At 70.4% G+C, this 15702-nt stretch carries 21 protein-coding genes; 9 read left to right on the top strand and 12 right to left on the bottom strand.

Features of this window, described 5'->3' with window-relative positions; genetic code table 11:
• Positions 1-65: 65 nt before the first annotated feature.
• Positions 66-680, top strand: coding sequence for a TerB family tellurite resistance protein (locus NE236_RS15140; RefSeq protein ID WP_252842604.1), 615 nt, complete (start codon positions 66-68; stop codon positions 678-680).
• A gap of 53 nt (positions 681-733) precedes the next feature.
• Positions 734-1534 (top strand): dimethylargininase, encoded by an 801-nt coding sequence (gene ddaH / locus NE236_RS15135; protein WP_252842603.1) that lies wholly within the window; start codon positions 734-736, stop codon positions 1532-1534.
• Here the strand turns inward: ddaH and NE236_RS15130 are convergent.
• Both NE236_RS15130 and NE236_RS15125 read right to left on the bottom strand, forming a co-directional pair.
• Positions 1524-1943, bottom strand: coding sequence for a type II toxin-antitoxin system death-on-curing family toxin (locus NE236_RS15130; protein ID WP_252842602.1), 420 nt, complete (start codon positions 1941-1943; stop codon positions 1524-1526). The genes ddaH and NE236_RS15130 overlap by 11 nt on opposite strands.
• Positions 1940-2152, bottom strand: coding sequence for a ribbon-helix-helix protein, CopG family (locus NE236_RS15125; RefSeq protein WP_252842601.1), 213 nt, complete (start codon positions 2150-2152; stop codon positions 1940-1942). The genes NE236_RS15130 and NE236_RS15125 overlap by 4 nt, the downstream gene beginning before the upstream one ends.
• Before the next feature lie 240 nt (positions 2153-2392).
• Between NE236_RS15125 and leuA the strand changes: the two genes are divergently transcribed.
• A complete protein-coding gene (gene leuA, locus NE236_RS15120; protein ID WP_252842600.1) occupies positions 2393-4102 on the top strand; it encodes a 2-isopropylmalate synthase in 1710 nt (569 codons plus the stop codon).
• A gap of 79 nt (positions 4103-4181) precedes the next feature.
• On the opposite strand, the gene NE236_RS15115 is transcribed toward leuA, so the two are convergent.
• The 3 genes from NE236_RS15115 to NE236_RS15105 form a co-directional block, all read right to left on the bottom strand.
• Complete coding sequence (locus NE236_RS15115) at positions 4182-4439, bottom strand: protealysin inhibitor emfourin (RefSeq protein WP_252842599.1); 258 nt, start codon at positions 4437-4439, stop codon at positions 4182-4184.
• Positions 4436-5473: a M4 family metallopeptidase gene (locus NE236_RS15110; protein WP_252842598.1), complete on the bottom strand. Its 1038-nt coding sequence runs from the start codon at positions 5471-5473 to the stop codon at positions 4436-4438. Before NE236_RS15110 ends, NE236_RS15115 begins: the two co-directional genes overlap by 4 nt.
• Before the next feature lie 106 nt (positions 5474-5579).
• A complete protein-coding gene (locus NE236_RS15105) occupies positions 5580-6041 on the bottom strand; it encodes a DUF2076 domain-containing protein (RefSeq protein ID WP_252842825.1) in 462 nt (153 codons plus the stop codon).
• A gap of 66 nt (positions 6042-6107) precedes the next feature.
• Here NE236_RS15105 and recO point away from each other — a divergent pair, with 66 nt between their 5' ends.
• Both recO and NE236_RS15095 read left to right on the top strand, forming a co-directional pair.
• Complete coding sequence (gene recO, locus NE236_RS15100) at positions 6108-6914, top strand: DNA repair protein RecO (protein WP_252842597.1); 807 nt, start codon at positions 6108-6110, stop codon at positions 6912-6914.
• Between the two features lie 15 nt (positions 6915-6929).
• Positions 6930-7754, top strand: coding sequence for an isoprenyl transferase (locus NE236_RS15095; RefSeq protein WP_252842596.1), 825 nt, complete (start codon positions 6930-6932; stop codon positions 7752-7754).
• Positions 7755-7928: 174 nt separating this feature from the next.
• Here the strand turns inward: NE236_RS15095 and NE236_RS15090 are convergent, their stop codons facing one another.
• A complete protein-coding gene (locus NE236_RS15090; protein ID WP_252842595.1) occupies positions 7929-8117 on the bottom strand; it encodes a hypothetical protein in 189 nt (62 codons plus the stop codon).
• Positions 8118-8556: 439 nt separating this feature from the next.
• Here NE236_RS15090 and NE236_RS15085 point away from each other — a divergent pair, with 439 nt between their 5' ends.
• Positions 8557-9357 carry a DUF559 domain-containing protein gene (locus tag NE236_RS15085; RefSeq protein ID WP_252842594.1) on the top strand — a complete coding sequence of 267 codons (801 nt, stop codon included), beginning with the start codon at positions 8557-8559 and terminating at the stop codon, positions 9355-9357.
• A 300-nt stretch (positions 9358-9657) separates the two neighbouring features.
• On the opposite strand, the gene NE236_RS15080 is transcribed toward NE236_RS15085, so the two are convergent.
• The 6 genes from NE236_RS15080 to NE236_RS15055 form a co-directional block, all read right to left on the bottom strand.
• Positions 9658-9972 (bottom strand): siderophore-interacting protein, encoded by a 315-nt coding sequence (locus NE236_RS15080; RefSeq protein ID WP_252842593.1) that lies wholly within the window; start codon positions 9970-9972, stop codon positions 9658-9660.
• A 241-nt stretch (positions 9973-10213) separates the two neighbouring features.
• Positions 10214-10582 (bottom strand): Fur family transcriptional regulator, encoded by a 369-nt coding sequence (locus NE236_RS15075; protein ID WP_252842592.1) that lies wholly within the window; start codon positions 10580-10582, stop codon positions 10214-10216.
• Entirely contained in the window at positions 10579-11400 is an 822-nt protein-coding gene (locus tag NE236_RS15070; RefSeq protein WP_252842591.1) for a metal ABC transporter permease, read from the bottom strand. Before NE236_RS15070 ends, NE236_RS15075 begins: the two co-directional genes overlap by 4 nt.
• Entirely contained in the window at positions 11397-12152 is a 756-nt protein-coding gene (locus NE236_RS15065) for a metal ABC transporter ATP-binding protein (protein WP_252842590.1), read from the bottom strand. Before NE236_RS15065 ends, NE236_RS15070 begins: the two co-directional genes overlap by 4 nt.
• Positions 12149-13039, bottom strand: a complete 891-nt coding sequence (locus NE236_RS15060; protein WP_252842589.1) for a metal ABC transporter substrate-binding protein — start codon at positions 13037-13039, stop codon at positions 12149-12151. Before NE236_RS15060 ends, NE236_RS15065 begins: the two co-directional genes overlap by 4 nt.
• A gap of 60 nt (positions 13040-13099) precedes the next feature.
• Positions 13100-13387: a DUF6703 family protein gene (locus tag NE236_RS15055; RefSeq protein WP_308209106.1), complete on the bottom strand. Its 288-nt coding sequence runs from the start codon at positions 13385-13387 to the stop codon at positions 13100-13102.
• Between the two features lie 48 nt (positions 13388-13435).
• Between NE236_RS15055 and NE236_RS15050 the strand changes: the two genes are divergently transcribed.
• The 3 genes from NE236_RS15050 (at position 13436) to NE236_RS15040 (ending at position 15691) form a co-directional block, all read left to right on the top strand.
• Positions 13436-13717: an antibiotic biosynthesis monooxygenase family protein gene (locus NE236_RS15050; protein ID WP_252842587.1), complete on the top strand. Its 282-nt coding sequence runs from the start codon at positions 13436-13438 to the stop codon at positions 13715-13717.
• Between the two features lie 121 nt (positions 13718-13838).
• On the top strand, positions 13839-15038 hold the full coding sequence (locus NE236_RS15045; protein WP_252842586.1) for a DUF1906 domain-containing protein: 1200 nt from the start codon (positions 13839-13841) through the stop codon (positions 15036-15038).
• A gap of 206 nt (positions 15039-15244) precedes the next feature.
• Positions 15245-15691 carry a hypothetical protein gene (locus tag NE236_RS15040; RefSeq protein ID WP_252842585.1) on the top strand — a complete coding sequence of 149 codons (447 nt, stop codon included), beginning with the start codon at positions 15245-15247 and terminating at the stop codon, positions 15689-15691.
• The last annotated feature ends 11 nt before the right edge of the window (positions 15692-15702 follow it).

Genomic DNA, 15702 nt, shown 5'->3' with positions numbered 1-15702 from the left:
TCTGCGGGGCGAATTGGTGGGCTCGATATTCTCCGATATCAGGTTGATTCAGGAGGAGGTCGCCCGTGCTGTTGATCTTCGGGTTCGCCGTGTTCTTCCGAACCGTGAGCCACGGTGACTTTCACTGCCCCCACTGCGGAGGCGACCGGCGCTATCGGCGGAGGGTGGCCCGCCGGTGGTTCACGCTCTTCTTCCTGCCGGTGATCCCGCTGACCCGCGTCGGTGAGATCGTCGAGTGCACCACGTGCCGCAACCGCTTCGGTCTCGGCGCCCTCCGCCTGCCGACCGTCCGGCAGATGGAGGCCGCCCTGCCGGTGGCCATGCGCGCCGCCGTGGTGCCCGTCCTGACCGCCGGGAACCCCGACCACACCGGGGCACGGAACCGCGCGGTCGAGGCGATCCGCGGGTACGGCGCGGCCGACTTCGACGACGACGCGCTCCAGGCCGACCTCGACGAGCCGCCCGGCGACGCCGAAGATGTGATCGCCACGGCCGGGGCGCAGCTCACCACCGAGGCCAGGGAGTGGTTCCTGGCGCAGACGGTCCGCGTCGCCCTGGCCGACGGTGCACTCAGCGACGCCGAACGCCAGGTGCTCCGCCAGGTCGCGAGCCGGTTGGGCCTCACGCCCGCGCACGCGTTCGGTGTGATCGCGACGACCGAGCGGGCCGCGCGGGAGTGAGCGCCGCCTCGAAAGCGCAACGACCCGAGGCGTTCCCCGACGCGGGGAGCGCCGTGACAAGGCAGGAGCCGTTCGTGGTGGAACCCGAGCAGCCGATCACGCGTACCGCCCTGGTACGGCGGCCGAGCCCGCGCCTGGCCGATGGGCTCGTGACCCACATCGACCGGACCCCGGTCGACGCCGAGCTGGCGGCGCGTCAGCATGACGCGTACGTCGCGGCCCTGCGGTCGGCGGGCTGGCGGGTGCGTGAGCTCCCGGCGGCCGACGACCTCCCGGACGCGGTCTTCGTCGAGGACACCGTGGTCGTCTGCGGCGGCCTCGCCGTCCTCGCCCGGTCCGGGGCGCCGGAGCGCCGTCCCGAGGTGGAGTCCATGGAGCGGGCGGTCACCGAGCTGGGTCTCGAGGTCGCCCGGATCGACGGGGAGGGCACTCTCGACGGTGGCGACGTGCTACAGGTCGGCACGACCGTCTATGTCGGGCGCTCGGGCCGTACGAACGAGGACGCCATCTGCCAGTTGCCCCGGCTCCTCGGCACTCGCGGCCGGCATGTCGTCCCCGTCGAGCTGCGGGACTGCCTGCACCTGAAGACCGCGATGACGGCCCTGCCGGACGGCACGCTCATCGGCAACCCGGACTGGGTGGACACCTCGGTCCTGCCCGGCCTCCGGGTGGCGCCGGAGCCCTCCGGCGCGCACGTGGTCGTGCTGGGGGAGAAGCAGGTGCTCATCGCCGCGTCCGCCCCGCGTACGGCCGAGCAGCTCCGGAACGAGGGCTACGACGTCGCCGTCGTCGACATCAGCGAGTTCGAGAAGATGGAAGGCTGCGTGACCTGCCTGTCCGTCCTCATCCCCTGATCCCGACCCGCTCCCTGATCCAGTGAGCGAGTCCGGCGATGACGTGGTCGGTCACCGGTCCGGCGGCGACGTCGAGGATGATCTGGGCAGAGATCTCTCCGTCCTCGTCTCCCGGAGGTGGCGTCCAGCGGTAACCGCTGCGCTCCATGAGTTCGATCATGGAGAGGAACGCGACCCGTTTGTTCCCGTCGGGAAATGGGTGATTCTTGGCGAGATGAATACAGAGGACCGCGGCCTTGGTCGGCAGATCCGGATAGAAATCGACGCCGTCGTAACTCGCCGCCGGTGCATGAGCCGCCGACTCAGCGAGAGCTAACCGGCAGGAGTATGCGAGCTTCTCGGCCGGCATCTCCAGCACGGCCTCGGCGATGATGAGCAGGTCAGCGAGATCGAGATAACGGAACGTCACTCCGCCAGTCTGTCTAGTACGCGGCGGTTACGCTCCATGGTCGCGCGAAGTCGCGCCTGGAATTCCCCGTCCTTGCGGCGTGCCGCAATGCGCTCCGTAAGGGCGCTGCGCACTTCTTCGGCCACTGAGGTCCCCTCTGCGGCGGCGATCGCCTCGAGTTCTTCGGCCTGGTCCTCGGACACCCGCACGGTGAAGGCTCGTGTCGTCATGGTCGGCCTCCCTTCCGTTCACCAGGATAGCGCACCGAGGTGCGGCGCACCTCGGTGCGTCGTCTCATTGGGTGGGATCGTTTGGGATGCGGCGGGGGGCATCTGTTAGCTTGTTTGGCATGCTGTGCGAGCTGCTCCTCCTTAGCGGCCGCGGCGGGGGCCACTAACGGCCGGCTCCCTCGCCGCGGGGCTTCGGCGTGACCGTCGGCCGCAGGCATCTGCTCCGGGAGCACCCCTTTCATGAATCCTCGAATCCAGCAACAGCCCAGCTCCATGCCCTTCGGCCGGTACGCCCCGTTCAAACCGGTCGACCTGCCCGACCGCACCTGGCCGAGCAAGACGATCACCAAGGCGCCGCGCTGGCTGTCCACCGACCTGCGTGACGGCAACCAGGCACTGATCGATCCCATGAGCCAGGCGCGCAAGCTGGCCATGTTCGAGCTGCTGGTCCGCATGGGCTACAAGGAGATCGAGGTCGGCTTCCCGTCGGCCAGCCAGACCGACTTCGACTTCGTCCGCCAGCTCATCGAAGAGGGCCGGATCCCGGCCGATGTCCAGATCTCCGTCCTCACCCAGGCGCGTGAGGAGCTGATCGAGCGCACGGTCCAGTCGCTGGCCGGCGCGCCCCGCGCCACCGTCCACCTGTACAACGCCACCGCGCCGCTGTTCCGGCGCGTGGTGTTCGGCATCGACCGGGACGAGTGCAAGGCCCTGGCCGTGCAGGGCACCCAGCACGTCATGAAGTACGCCGAGAAGTACCTCGGCGACTGCGACTTCGGTTACGAGTACAGCCCGGAGATCTTCATCGACACCGAGCTGGAGTTCGCCCTCGAGGTCTGCGAAGCGGTCATGGACACCTGGGAGCCGGGCCCGGACCGCGAGATCATCCTGAACCTGCCGTCCACGATCGAGCGGTCCACGCCGAACGTCTACGCCGACCAGATCGAGTGGATGAGCCGTAACCTGTCCCGCCGCGAGCACGTCGCGCTGTCGGTGCACCCGCACAACGACCGCGGCACCGGCGTGGCCTCCGCCGAACTGGCGATGATGGCCGGTGCCGACCGCGTCGAGGGCTGCCTGTTCGGCAACGGCGAGCGTACGGGCAACGTTTGCCTGGTGACGCTGGGCATGAACCTCTTCTCCCAGGGCATCGACCCGCAGATCGACTTCTCGGACATCGACGAGATCCGCCGCACCGTCGAGTACTGCAACCAGATTCCGGTGCACGAGCGCCACCCGTACGCCGGCGACCTCGTCTACACCTCCTTCTCCGGCTCCCACCAGGACGCCATCAAGAAGGGCTTCGACGCCCTGGAGCGCGACGCGGCGGCCGCCGGCGTGCCGGTGGACGAGTTCCGCTGGGCGCTGCCGTACCTCCCGATCGACCCGAAGGACGTCGGCCGGTCGTACGAAGCGGTGATCCGGGTCAACAGCCAGTCCGGCAAGGGCGGCGTGGCCTACATCATGAAGACCGAGCACTCCCTCGACCTGCCGCGCAAGCTGCAGATCGAGTTCTCCCGCGTGGTGCAGCAGCACACCGACGGAGAGGGCGGCGAGGTCACGCCCGAGCAGATGTGGGAGATCTTCGACCGGGAGTTCCTCACCAACGGGCCGCGTGTGGGTCTGCTGGCCCACCGCGCGAGCTCCCGAGTCGACGAGAAGGACGTTCTCAACGTCGACCTGCGCATCAGCGGGGAGATCCGCGAGATCGAGGGCATCGGCAACGGCCCGATCTCCGCGTTCGTCAACGCGCTCGAAGCGGTCGGCGTCGAGGCCCGCGTGCTCGACTACACCGAGCACGCCCTGTCTTCGGGCAGTGACGCGAAGGCCGCGGCGTACGTCGAGTGTCAGGTCGGCGAGCAGGTGCTGTGGGGCGTCGGGATCGACGCGAACACGGTGACCGCCTCACTGAAGGCCGTCCTGTCGGCCGTCAACCGCGCCGCCCGCTGACCGCGGGAGCCAGGCACGCCGTTCGGCCGTCGCGATCCGGCGGTACGAACGGCCCGGCCGGTCGCGCCCTCATGAGGGGCTATGACCCGCCGTGGGCCAGCACATAGTCGACGAGCTCGCGGAGCGGGCCGTGCAGGTCCGCCTCCCCGACCGACACGTGGCGGTCGCCGATCTCGATGTCGTACACGAACCGATCGGCGGCCGGTGCCGGCTCCGGGACCTCACCCAGGTCGATCTCGTCGATGAGCCGACCCGCCACCGGATGGTCCGCCGAGTCGATCTCGGCGCGGCGGACCATCCCGGCGAATCCTCCGCTACGGGTGACGATCACCTTCACTCGATCTCCACGCCGACGGTGGTCCACGCCTGGCGCACGGCGTCGCTCTCTGCGCTCTTCACACCGAAGAGCTTGCCCGCCGTCGCGTGCGTCATGCCGGCGAACGTCGCGAAGTCGGCGTCCGTGGGCACCTGACCGCCGGTGAGCGTGTCGTACCAGATCCGCCCGGCCTTCTCCCATGCGTGACCGCCGATCGCGGTCGCGGCGAGGCAGAACGCACGGTTGGGGATCCCGGAGTTGATGTGGACGCCGCCGTTGTCCCGCGACGTCTTGACGAAGTGCGCCATGTCGGCCGGCTGCGGGTCCTTGCCGAGGTTCGGGTCGTCGTACGCGGTGCCCGGGGCCTTCATCGAGCGCAGCGCGGTGCCGTGCACTCCGGAGGCGAACATGCCCTGGCCGATCAGCCAGTCGGCCTGGTCCGCGGTCTGGCCGAGGTGGTACTGCTTGACGAGCGAGCCGAAGACGTCCGACAGCGACTCGTTGAGGGCTCCGCTCTGATCCGAGTAGTCCAGCCCGCCGGAGTACTGGGTGACGCCGTGGGTCAGCTCGTGGCCGGTGACGTCGAGCGGACCGGTGAACGTCGTGAAGATCTGCTGGTCGCCGTCGCCGTAGACCATCTGGGACCCGTCCCAGAAGGCGTTGTCGTAGTTGACGGCGTAGTGCACCGTCGCGACGAGCGGCAGGCCGGCGCCGTCGATCGAGTCGCGCCCGTAGGCGCTGCGGTAGAAGTCGAACGTGACGCCGAGCCAGTCGTAGATCTCGTCGGCGGCCTTGTCGCCGGTCGCCGGGCCGCCCTCGGACCGGACGGTCCTGCCGGGCAGCCGCTCGCGGTGACCGGCGTCGTGGATCGTCCGCTTCGGAGCCGACGGACCGGACGTCGGCTCGGCGGAGGCGATCAGCTGCGCGGCCGCGCGGGCGTCGCGCCGTCCGCTGTCGATGGCCAGGGTGCGCTCGGCGAGCTCGCGCAGCCGCTCGTCACGATGGCGTTCGGCGATGTGGTCCAGGACGTGTGGGGGGATGATTGCGCATCTCATGGGGCCACGCTCCCACGCGCCTGCCCGCCCCACCACGGATTCCCTGGGCCGCATCCGGTCACCGAACGTCAGAGGTCGCCTCCGCAGTGGAACTATGGGCGCTTCCTCACCAATCGCCCCCATAGCCACCGTCGAAGTCGTCGTGTTCGACCACGTGCTCGATGACCTCGACGTGCTCGTCATCGTCGTCCAGCAGCTCGTTGACGACCATGCCGCCGACGAAGCCCGCCGCACCCGCGGCGGCGACACTGCCGAGGCCGTACTGGCGCCGCTGCTGGTGGTCGTGGTCATAGTCCGGGTAGCCCGGCTGCGGGTAACCCTGCTGGTAGCCGTGTGGCTGGGGATATCCCTGCTGCGGATAGCCCGGTTGCGGATATCCGCTCTGCGCGTGGAGGTACTCCATCCAGCGCTGCGCGCACGCCGCGCAGCAGCGTACGGGGCGCGGCGACCCCCACTGCGGCGTCCAGGTGATCTCCTGGGCGGCCGGGCCGTGTGAAGCGTCGAAGAAGCAGGTCAACGTTGTCTCCTGAGACGTCGGCTCGTACGAGCCTTCGGGTCGGACGATCAAGTCAACGACCTTGGACGGTTGCGGGTTCCTGACGGTTCCACCCGGCTTCTGCGGGACAATGGACGGGTGAGTCTCTATCGTGACGAAGGCGTCGTCCTACGTACCCAGAAGCTGGGCGAGGCGGACCGCATCGTGACGATCCTTACCCGTCGCACCGGGCGGGTGCGGGCCGCGGCCAAGGGCGTCCGCAAGACCAAGTCGCGGTTCGGCGCCCGGCTGGAGCCGTTTACCCACGTGGACCTGCAGCTGTACGAGCGCCGCTCCCTCGACCTGATCACCCAGGCCGAGACGCTGCGCCCGTACGGCGAGCGCCTCGTCACCGACTACCCGCGGTACACCGCGGGCACGGCCATTCTGGAGACCGCCGAGAAGCTCACCCCGATCGAGCGGGAGCCGGCCCTGCGGCAGTTCCTGCTGGTCATCGGGGGTCTGCGGACTCTCGTGGAGGGCGGGCACGATCCCCGGCTCGTCCTCGACGCCTATTTCCTGCGCTCGCTGGCCATCGCGGGCTACGCGCCGTCGCTGGAGGAGTGCGCGCGCTGCGGTGAGCGGACCGGCCGGGCGTTCGCGATCGCCGCCGGCGGTATGGTGTGCGGGTCCTGCCGTCCGCCCGGGTCCGCCAGTCCCGCCGAGGCCACGGTCGGCCTCATGATCGCATTGCTGCGTGGCGACTGGGCGCGCGCGGACCGCAGCGAGCCGAGGCATCGGGTGGAGTGCAGCGGCCTCGTCGCGGCCTACCTCCAGTGGCACCTGGAGCACGGAATCCGCTCCCTCAAGCACGTGGAGCGCGAGGCGCCGAGCGAGCGGAGTGGCCGGCCGAGGGACGAGGCCGCGCGGTTCCACGGCACGACGCTGAACCTGACCATCGAGTGAGGAGACGACCGGACCATGAGGGGCGTACAGCCGCCGGAGCCGCACAAGAGCGGCGCACGGCCGCCCGCCATCCCCAAGGAGTTCATTCCCCGGCATGTCGCCGTCGTCATGGACGGCAACGGGCGGTGGGCGAAGGAACGAGGCCTGCCGCGCACCGAGGGGCACAAGATGGGGGAGTACTCCCTCTTCGACGTGATCATGGGGGCGATCGAGCTCGGTGTGCCGTACCTGTCGGCGTACGCGTTCTCGACGGAGAACTGGCGGCGGTCGCCCGAGGAGGTGCGGTTCCTCATGGGCTTCAACCGCGACGTGATCCGCCGCCGTCGTGATCAGCTGAACGCCATGGGCGTCCGCGTGTGCTGGGCCGGCCGCCGGCCGAAGCTCTGGCGGAGTGTCATCAACGAGCTCGAGGACGCGGAGCGCATGACCGAGCACAACAAGGTGCTCACGCTGCAGTTCTGCGTCAACTACGGCGGCCGGGCCGAGATCGCGGACGCCGCCGCGGCCATCGCCCGCGATGTGCAGGCCGGCAGGCTCCGCCCGGAGAAGATCAACGAGAAGACGTTCGCGCGGTACCTGTACCGGCCGGAGATACCGGAGGTCGACCTCTTCCTCCGCCCGTCGGGCGAGCAGCGCAGCTCCAACTTCCTGGTGTGGCAGGCGGCGTACGCCGAGTTCGTGTACCAGGACATCCTGTGGCCGGACTTCGACCGGCGCCACTTCTGGCAGGCGTGCGAGCAGTACGCCCACCGCGACCGCCGTTTCGGCGGTGCGATACCGAACGAGGTCACCGCCCCCGACGCGGGTCTCGACGACGACGAGCCCGTCTCCGTCCGCTGAGCGACCCCGCAGCGAGGTTTCATGTCTCGCGGCGGAGGCGTGTGTCGTCGTCGGACTTCGGTGTGCCGGCCGCGGGAGCGTTGTCGCGCTGCGGCGGCCGGACCGTCGACGCCGGATCGACAGAGAAGCGGCCCCTCTGAGAGGGGCCGCTTCATTGTCATGGGGCTGCGCCCATCAGTTCTCGCCGGTCTTCGTGCCGGGTTCGTTCGCAGGTGCCTTCTCGCGGCTCTCAGCGACGTGCCCCGCCACCGCGCTCGCCGCAGCGGCGGCGACCGTGACGCCGAGGCTGCCAGTGGTCACCGCGGCCGTCATGACCGCACCGGTTCCGACAGCCGAGGCTGCCTTACTTATCTTGTCCTTCATCGGGGATTCCCTTCTCCGTTGTGCCCCGCGCGCGGCGGGACGGCTCTGGTCCTAGGGAGGACTGCACGGAACGCGGCTGCTCGGCAACCACAACGTCGCGCCGTGCGAGCGCAGGCGGGCGGAGCTCAGATGCGGAGGGACGGCTCCAGGCCCTCGTCGAGGAGCCCGTTTCCGTCCGCTGCGCGATCCCGTTCGCACACAAACGGTCCGGTGCGGGCTTCGCCACCTGCGCGAACGGTCGGCCGGGCGCGAGTTTGTGTGCGAACGGGCTCAGGGCAGGGGCGGATGCGAGGAAAGCCGCACGATCAAGGGCCGCGGACTCCATCCTGGTCGCTCGTGGATCCCGTCGACTTCCTCACCGCGAGTGGTGGAGTGGCTCATCGCCGTACGATGCTGGCCGCCGGAGTCTCGAAGTCCGCATTGACGCGGGCTCTCGCCGATGGGCGGGATCCTGCGCGCGCATCAGAAGGTCTACTGCCTCGGGACTGCGGGCGGCGTCGGGCTGACCAGGCTGGCGGTGCTGGCGACGGGCGGAGTCGTCTCCCATGACGCTGCCGCTGCCCTGCATGGCATCGAGATGGCGCATCGTCCCGATCGTCATGTCACGGTCAGGCGGAACCAGGCACGCGTCGCCCATCCCGGATGTTTCGTCCATCGTTCCGATCTCGGTCCGTCCGAGGTCATGCGCGTCGACGGAATCCCCGTCACAACGCCCTTTCGTACGGTCCTCGATTGCGCCCGAGCACTCGAACCGACCGAGGCGGTGACCATTGCTGACTCGGCGGTACGGCAGGCGCTGGTCTCGTCTGCGGACCTTCGGGACGCGGCGCGCGAGACTCGAGGTCGCGGCGCCGGGCGGCTGCGCCATGTGATCGACTGCTGCGATCCGGGTTCGGGGTCGGTCTTGGAGTCCGCCCTGCGGATGCTGCTGATCGAGCACGGGATCAGGCCGGCGGCGAGCCAGTACCAGATGCGTGCGGTCAGCGGGCGTCATCTCGCGACGGTCGACTTCGCGTGGCCGGACCTGCGCGTGATCGTTGAAGCGGACGGCTTCGCCTATCACCGCGACCGCAAGGCGTATCTCCGGGACCGGACCCTCGGCAACGCGTGCACGCTGGCGGGCTGGCGGCTGCTGCGGTTCTCCTGGGAGGACGTCTTCCGGCATCCGGCGTACGTCGTGCGCTCGACGCAGCGGGTCATCGCGCTCGCGGCGGGGGCCGGGCGATCGCCGGGGCGGTAAGTGGCCCCGTTCGCACACAAACGGTCTGGCACGGGTGTCGTTACCTGCGGAAACGGTCGGCCGGGCGCGAGTTTGTGTGCGAACGGGCTCACCGGGCCTAGCGAGGCGCCAGCCGGTGCCCTCCAACCGGACCGCCCGTCAGTGATCGCCGTGCCACCCGTCCCTCCTCGCCGCGCCGGGTCGCCGTGCCACCGTCCCTTCCCGCCGCGCCGGGTCGCCGCGCCGTCGTCCCGCCCGGCGTCTCACCGCCGTCGCGGCCGCACGGCCCGGGGTCCGAGGCCGCGCGACCGGGGAGCGTGGTCACTCCATGCCCTGCTTGCCCGGGGTCCAGAACGGCTTGGTGAGCACCGAACGCCGGCCCCAGGCGCGTTCGCGGACGAGGACGTCGCGTACGGCCTGGACCGTCCGCGCCTCGCCGGCGACGTAGGCGGTGCCCGGTTCGTCCGGCAGATCGAGGTCGCGTACGGCCGCCACGAGCGTCGCGGACGAGGCGGCGGGCGCGCCCTCGCGGTAGCGCCACGTGAGGTCGACCGGCAGGCGGTCCTCCGGCGTGTCGACCTCGATCACCCCGTACACCGGGGCGTCGCCGAGCGCCCGGACCATCGGCCCGAACACGACGAGTCCGAGCCGCTCGACGGTCGGCGTGTGCAGCCCCGCCGGGCCGCCCGTCCGTCGAGGTCGGTCACCGTCAGCATGACGAGACCGCCTCGGTGGCGTTCGGCCCGTCGAGGCGCCGCCCGCACAGATCGCCATGGCCTGGCACCGCCGGTACGACGCCGACGCCGCGCACGCCTGGCTGCGCCGCCGCGTCCGGGAGGCCCTCGCCGACGTCGTCGACCGGCTCTGACCCTGCGGATCAGTGCTCGGAGCAGGTGCCGAACACCTCGACCGTGTGGGTGACGTCCGTGAAGCCGTGCTCGGCGCCGACCGTCTCGGCCCATTTCTCCACCGCCGGGCCCTCGACCTCGACGGTACGGCCGCAGACGCGGCACACCAGGTGATGGTGATGCTCGTCGGTCCGGCAGGCGCGGTAGATGGCCTCGCCCTCGTCGGTGCGCAGCACGTCGACCTCGCCGGTTTCGCAGAGCGCCTGCAGGGCCCGGTACACCGTGGTCAGGCCGATCCGCGAGCCGGACGCCCGCAGGTCGGTGTAGATGTCCTGTGCGCTGCGGAAGCTCTCGCAGCCGGAGAGGGCCCGGCGCACGTCTTCCCGGCGACCGCTCACTTCACGTCCGTTCGGCGCATACGGACCAGTCTCCCCGTTCCGACGGCGACCAGGAAGACGGCCATCGCGAGGAGAACGATCGTCGGGCCGGGGGCGAAGTCGGCGTCGACCGAGACCCACAGGCCGCCCACGGACGCGACGACCCCGACCACGACGGCGAGCCCGATCGTCGCCCTGAACCCGCGGGTGAGCTGCTGCGCCGCCGCGACCGGCACCACCATCAGGGCGCTGACCAGCAGCAGACCGACCGCGCGCATCGCGACGACCACGGTCAGCGCGGCGGTCACCGCGATGAGCAGCGACAGGAACCGGACCGGCAGGCCGCTCGCGCGGGCCACCTCTTCGTCCTGGCACAGGACGAACAGCTCCCGGCCGAACAACGCGAGGATGACGATCACCGCGACTGCCAGGCCGGCGATGATGTACAGGTCACCGGTGCCGACACTGCTGATCGAGCCGAACAGGTAGCTGCCGAGGTTCGCGCTGCCGCCGGACAGGTTGGCGAACAGCACGCCACCGGCCAGCCCGCCGTAGAACAGCAGGGCGAGGGCGACGTCGCCGCCGGTGCGGGTGCGCACCCGCAGCAGCTCGATCGCGACCGCGCCCAGCGCCGACACGACGAGCGCGAGGATGGTGGGCGAGGTGCGCGTGAGCAGGCCCAGGCCGACGCCGGTGAGCGCGATGTGCCCGATGCCGTCACCGAGCAGGGCCAGCCGCCGCTGCACGATGAACGTGCCGACCGCCGGTGCGGCGATGCCCACGAGGACCGCGGCGATCAGCGCGCGGCGCAGGAAGTCGTACGACAGGAGTTCGATCATGACAGGAGGTGCGGCTCCTCGGCCGGGGCGTGCGGGTGGACGTGGTCGTGGCCGGGCCGGGCGCACTCGCCCCGCGGCCTCGGAGGAGCGCCCTCGTGCGCGATCCGGCCGTCCTCCAGGACCACGGAACGGGTGATCAGCGGCTCCATCGGCCCGAGCTCGTGGGCGACCAGCACGACCGTACGGCCCTGGGCGACCTGTTCGCGCAGCGTACGGGCGAGGGTCTCCTGGCTGGCGGCGTCGACGCCCGCCGTCGGCTCGTCCATGACGAAGACGTCCGGCTCACCGGCGAGGGCACGGGCGATGAGCACGCGCTGCTGCTGGCCACCGGACAGCTCCTGCGCGGAGTCGCGCGCGCGATCGGCCATGCCGACGGCGTCGAGGGCCCGGTCCACCGCCCGCCGGTCGGCGGCCGAGAACGGACGGAACCGCGACTGCCGGGCGATCCGGCCCGACGACACGACCTCGCGTACGGTGGCGGGCACACCGCCGCCGACCGACAGCCGCTGCGGGACGTACCCGACGCGCTTCCAGTCCCTGAACCTGGCCGGCGGCACGCCGTACAGCTCCACCCGCCCGGCCGACAGCGGGATCAGGCCCAGCAGCGAGCGGATCAACGTGGACTTCCCGGAGCCGTTCGGCCCCATCACGGCGAGCACCTCGCCCGGCTCGACGGTCAGGTCGACGCCGCGCAGCACCGGGCGGCGGTCCAGCCGCACCTCACCGCCTGTCATGCGGAACGGAACGGTCATCGGCATCCTAGGGCGGGTCGCAGGGTCGCCAGGTCACGGCGCATGATCGAAAAGTAGTCGTCCGACGACCCGGCCTTCACGCCTTCGACCGGGTCGAGCACCTGTGTCCGTACGCCCGCCTCGGCGGCGAGCGTCGCGGCGGTCTTCGGGCTCATGAGCGTCTCGGTGAAGACGGTGGTCGCGCCGGTACGCCGGACGAGCTGCGTCAGGCTTGCCAGCCGGGCGGGCGACGGCTCGGCCTCGGGGTCCAGGCCGGTGACGCCGACCTGCGTCAGCCCGTATCGTGCGGCCAGGTAGCCGAACGCCGAGTGGCTCGTGACGATCTCCTTGCGGGCGCAGTCGCGCAGGCCCGTACGGAATTCCGCGTCCAGGGCGGTCAGCTTGGTGACCACCTGCGCGGCGCGCGAGCGGTACTCCGCGGCGTGAGAGGCGTCGATCGCGGCGAGACGTTCACCCAGGGCGGTGGCCACGGTGGCGAACCTGCTCGGATCGAGCCACAGGTGCGGGTCCTCGGCGGAGTGGTCGGCCTCGTCCTGGGGGGCGGGCAGCGTCTTGACCAGCGACGCCGCGTCGAGGGAGTGCTTCTTGGCGTGCTCGCGCACGGCCTTGTCGACGGCCGGCTGCACGCCCCTGATGTAGAAGGCCAGCCTGGCCTCGCCCACGTCGATGACCTGGCGCGGGGTCAGTTCCAGGTCGTGGGGCTCGGCGCCGGGCTTGGTGAGGTTCTGCACGGTGGCGTCGGGGCCGGCGACCTGCCCCGCGAGCCACGCCAGCGGATAGAACGCCGCGACGATCTTGGGGTCACCGTCGCCGTTCGTTCGCGCCCCGCAGGCGGTCGCCAGCAGCGCCGCGCCGAGCGCGAGAGGCAGGAGTCGTCGGTATCGCACGGTCCGAGTATGGATGAATATGAAAATGATTGTCAAAACCGTACATGTCCGGGTTTCCGGTCAGCTCACCAGCTTCCCGATCGCCACGGCCAGAATGACCAGCGGAACCACCAGCCTGACCAGGCGATGCGACGCGCTCCGCGCCGGCGACGCCAGGAACGCGAACCAGATCAGGAACGCCAGCACCGCCAGCAGTACGCCGCCGACCACACCCGGCAGAGCCAGCCCCGCGATCAGCAGCGCGGGCAGGCCGACCAACGGAACCCAGCGGGGAAGCTGGTGAAGATAGACGAAGAAGACGGCGCTGCGCCGCTGGAGTTTCGAAGCCACGCTCCCATCGTCGCGCATCGGCGTCCCGGGCGGTGAGATCGCCTCGCGTACCGGCATGATGGACGGGTGCTGGCCATTACCCGATACCGCGTGCCCGACACCGAGACCGAGACCTTCGCCAAGACGGCGCACGAGGTGCTCCGCTCCCTCGCCGGCAGCCCCGGCCACCGCTCCGGCCGCCTCGCCCGGGCCGTCGACGACCCGGAGCTGTGGGCGATGGTGACCGACTGGGACGGAGCCGGCTTCTACCGCCGCGCGCTCGGCGCGTACGACGTGCGGCTCGCCCTCATCCCGCTGTCGGCGCTCGCCGTCGACGAACCGGGCGCGTACGAGACCGTCGATCCCTGAGGCCGCGTAAAGCGCCGGACGGCTCCGGGCGAAGATCTCCCCACCTCCGCGCGCGGCGCACCGTCGTCATGCTCCCCCTGCCGATCATCGGTCGTACGGACGACGATCGTGGGGGGACGCCATGCGACGTGTCATGCTGCTCGCCGGAATCCTCGGAACGTTGATCTCGGGCCTACCGCCCGCCCAGGCGGACACCGACGTCCACTACCAGGGGCTGCGCATCCCCGTACCCGCCGGATGGCAGGTGCACCGCCTCGGCCCGCACTCGACCGACTGCCTCCGCTTCGACCGGCACGCGGTCTACCTCGGCCCGGCCGGCGAGAACCAGCTCTGCCCGGCACACACCGTCGGACGCACCACGGCCATCCACGTCGAACCGCTCACCGAGCAGACCCGCGAACTCGTCACCGGCCTCCTGGCCGGGCGTGGTGGCGAGTCCACGGGAGGGCCGCCGGGCCTGAGGGTGACCGACCCGGCCGCCCACGAGATCCGGATCGCCGTCCCGGAGGCCGGCGCACTGATCACCGGGTCGTACGGCCGAAGCGAGGAGGACCTGGAACGCGTCCTCGCCGGCATCACCGTGGATCGGCCCCCGCCTGAAGGCGCGGCCGAACGCCACAGTGGCATGGCCCACCGGCACCGCTGGATCAGAGGCGACGGCTTCGACACCTGCAACGCACCCTCCCTGGACGCCATGCAGGCCTGGCGCGAGGACTTCGTCGCCGCCAACATCTACATCGGCGGCGTCGCCCGGTCCTGCCCGGACGGCAGGCTGTCCCACGACTGGGTCGCCGCCGTACGGAGCATGGGGTGGCGTCTGATCCCGACCTACGTCGGCCCGCAGGCGCCCTGCGGCCCGCACCGGGTCCGCTTCACCCCCGACAGCGCCACCGACGACGCGAAGGCCTCGGCCGAGGACGCCGTCCGCCGCGCCCGCCTCCTCGGACTCCGCCGGCACACGCCCATCTACTTCGACCTGGAGGCGTACGCCCACAACGACCCGGTCTGCCGCCAGGCGGTCCTCGACTTCATGGACGCGTGGACCAAGAGGCTCCGCCGGCTCGGGTACGTTCCGGGCATCTACGGCAGCGTCGCCTCGGGCATCCGCGACCTGGCCCAGGCGACCGGCATCAAGAAGCCCACCGTCGTCTGGTTCGCCCACTGGGACAAGAAGTCCGACACACGGGCCGACAAGTACATGGAGGACGGTTGGTGGCCGGGCCACCGCCGGATCAAGCAGTACCGCGGCGACCACCTCGAGACCCACGGCGGCTACACCCTGAACATCGACAACGACGCCGTCGACGGCTACGTACGCTGACCGAATCCGTCAAACCGCCAGACCGAAACGAGCGCGAGCGCGACGCTATTTGCGGTCACTGGCCGATTGCCTGCGGATCCAGAGCGTCATACCGGACGAGTGAGGACATTCCGGTTTTTACGCCCTCGACATGACAGCTAGTCATTCTGTACTTTGACAAGCCTTGCAGGCACGGGGGTGCACAAGTCAAGAAGGGGGACGGGCGAATGCCGCCGCTCAACGATGGGGGCACGCAGTCGGGGTCGCAGTACCCCAAGGTGTGGATCGGCGGTGGCGCCCCGGATGTCAAGTGGGCTCCATCGAAGATCGGCCACGCCGCCTCGATCCTCGAGGACGCGCTGGAGGCCCTCGGTGGCACCGGCGCCCTTGGCAACGTCCAGGCCCAGGGGCTCGTCACGGCTGCCGAGCTCGGCAACTGGGACGCAGGCCAGGCACTCGCCGGCACCACCCAGGCCGCCCACGAACACATCACCGCCGTGTTCCAGGACCTCATCCGGCAGTACGCCGCCGCCATCCAGACGCTGCGTAAGACGGCGGCCAACTACGCCGACACCGAAGCGGGCCTGACGAAGCACGAGCGGCGAATCGGCGGCCAGGCGCAGCCGGCCTCAGCCGAGAACCCGACCTGGCACAACGTGCCGTCGGCCGACTGAGCCGGGGACTC

Source organism: Actinoallomurus purpureus (assembly GCF_024055795.1).
In the GTDB taxonomy this organism is placed as follows: domain Bacteria; phylum Actinomycetota; class Actinomycetes; order Streptosporangiales; family Streptosporangiaceae; genus Actinoallomurus; species Actinoallomurus purpureus.
The sequence above is the reverse complement of the archived record's forward strand: the minus strand, read 5'-3'. Positions and strand labels throughout refer to the sequence as shown.

Excerpts from the sequence above, each read along its gene's own strand:
- NE236_RS15125 (WP_252842601.1), bottom strand. The coding sequence starts at position 2,152 with ATGACGACACGAGCCTTCACCGTGCGGGTGTCCGAGGACCAGGCCGAA.
- leuA (WP_252842600.1), top strand. The coding sequence starts at position 2,393 with ATGAATCCTCGAATCCAGCAACAGCCCAGCTCCATGCCCTTCGGCCGG.
- NE236_RS15110 (WP_252842598.1), bottom strand. The coding sequence starts at position 5,473 with ATGAGATGCGCAATCATCCCCCCACACGTCCTGGACCACATCGCCGAA.
- NE236_RS15095 (WP_252842596.1), top strand. The coding sequence starts at position 6,930 with ATGAGGGGCGTACAGCCGCCGGAGCCGCACAAGAGCGGCGCACGGCCG.
- NE236_RS15090 (WP_252842595.1), bottom strand. The coding sequence starts at position 8,117 with ATGAAGGACAAGATAAGTAAGGCAGCCTCGGCTGTCGGAACCGGTGCG.
- NE236_RS15085 (WP_252842594.1), top strand. The coding sequence starts at position 8,557 with ATGGGCGGGATCCTGCGCGCGCATCAGAAGGTCTACTGCCTCGGGACT.
- NE236_RS15070 (WP_252842591.1), bottom strand. The coding sequence starts at position 11,400 with ATGATCGAACTCCTGTCGTACGACTTCCTGCGCCGCGCGCTGATCGCC.
- NE236_RS15065 (WP_252842590.1), bottom strand. The coding sequence starts at position 12,152 with ATGACCGTTCCGTTCCGCATGACAGGCGGTGAGGTGCGGCTGGACCGC.
- NE236_RS15055 (WP_308209106.1), bottom strand. The coding sequence starts at position 13,387 with ATGCGCGACGATGGGAGCGTGGCTTCGAAACTCCAGCGGCGCAGCGCC.
- NE236_RS15045 (WP_252842586.1), top strand. The coding sequence starts at position 13,839 with ATGCGACGTGTCATGCTGCTCGCCGGAATCCTCGGAACGTTGATCTCG.
- NE236_RS15040 (WP_252842585.1), top strand. The coding sequence starts at position 15,245 with ATGCCGCCGCTCAACGATGGGGGCACGCAGTCGGGGTCGCAGTACCCC.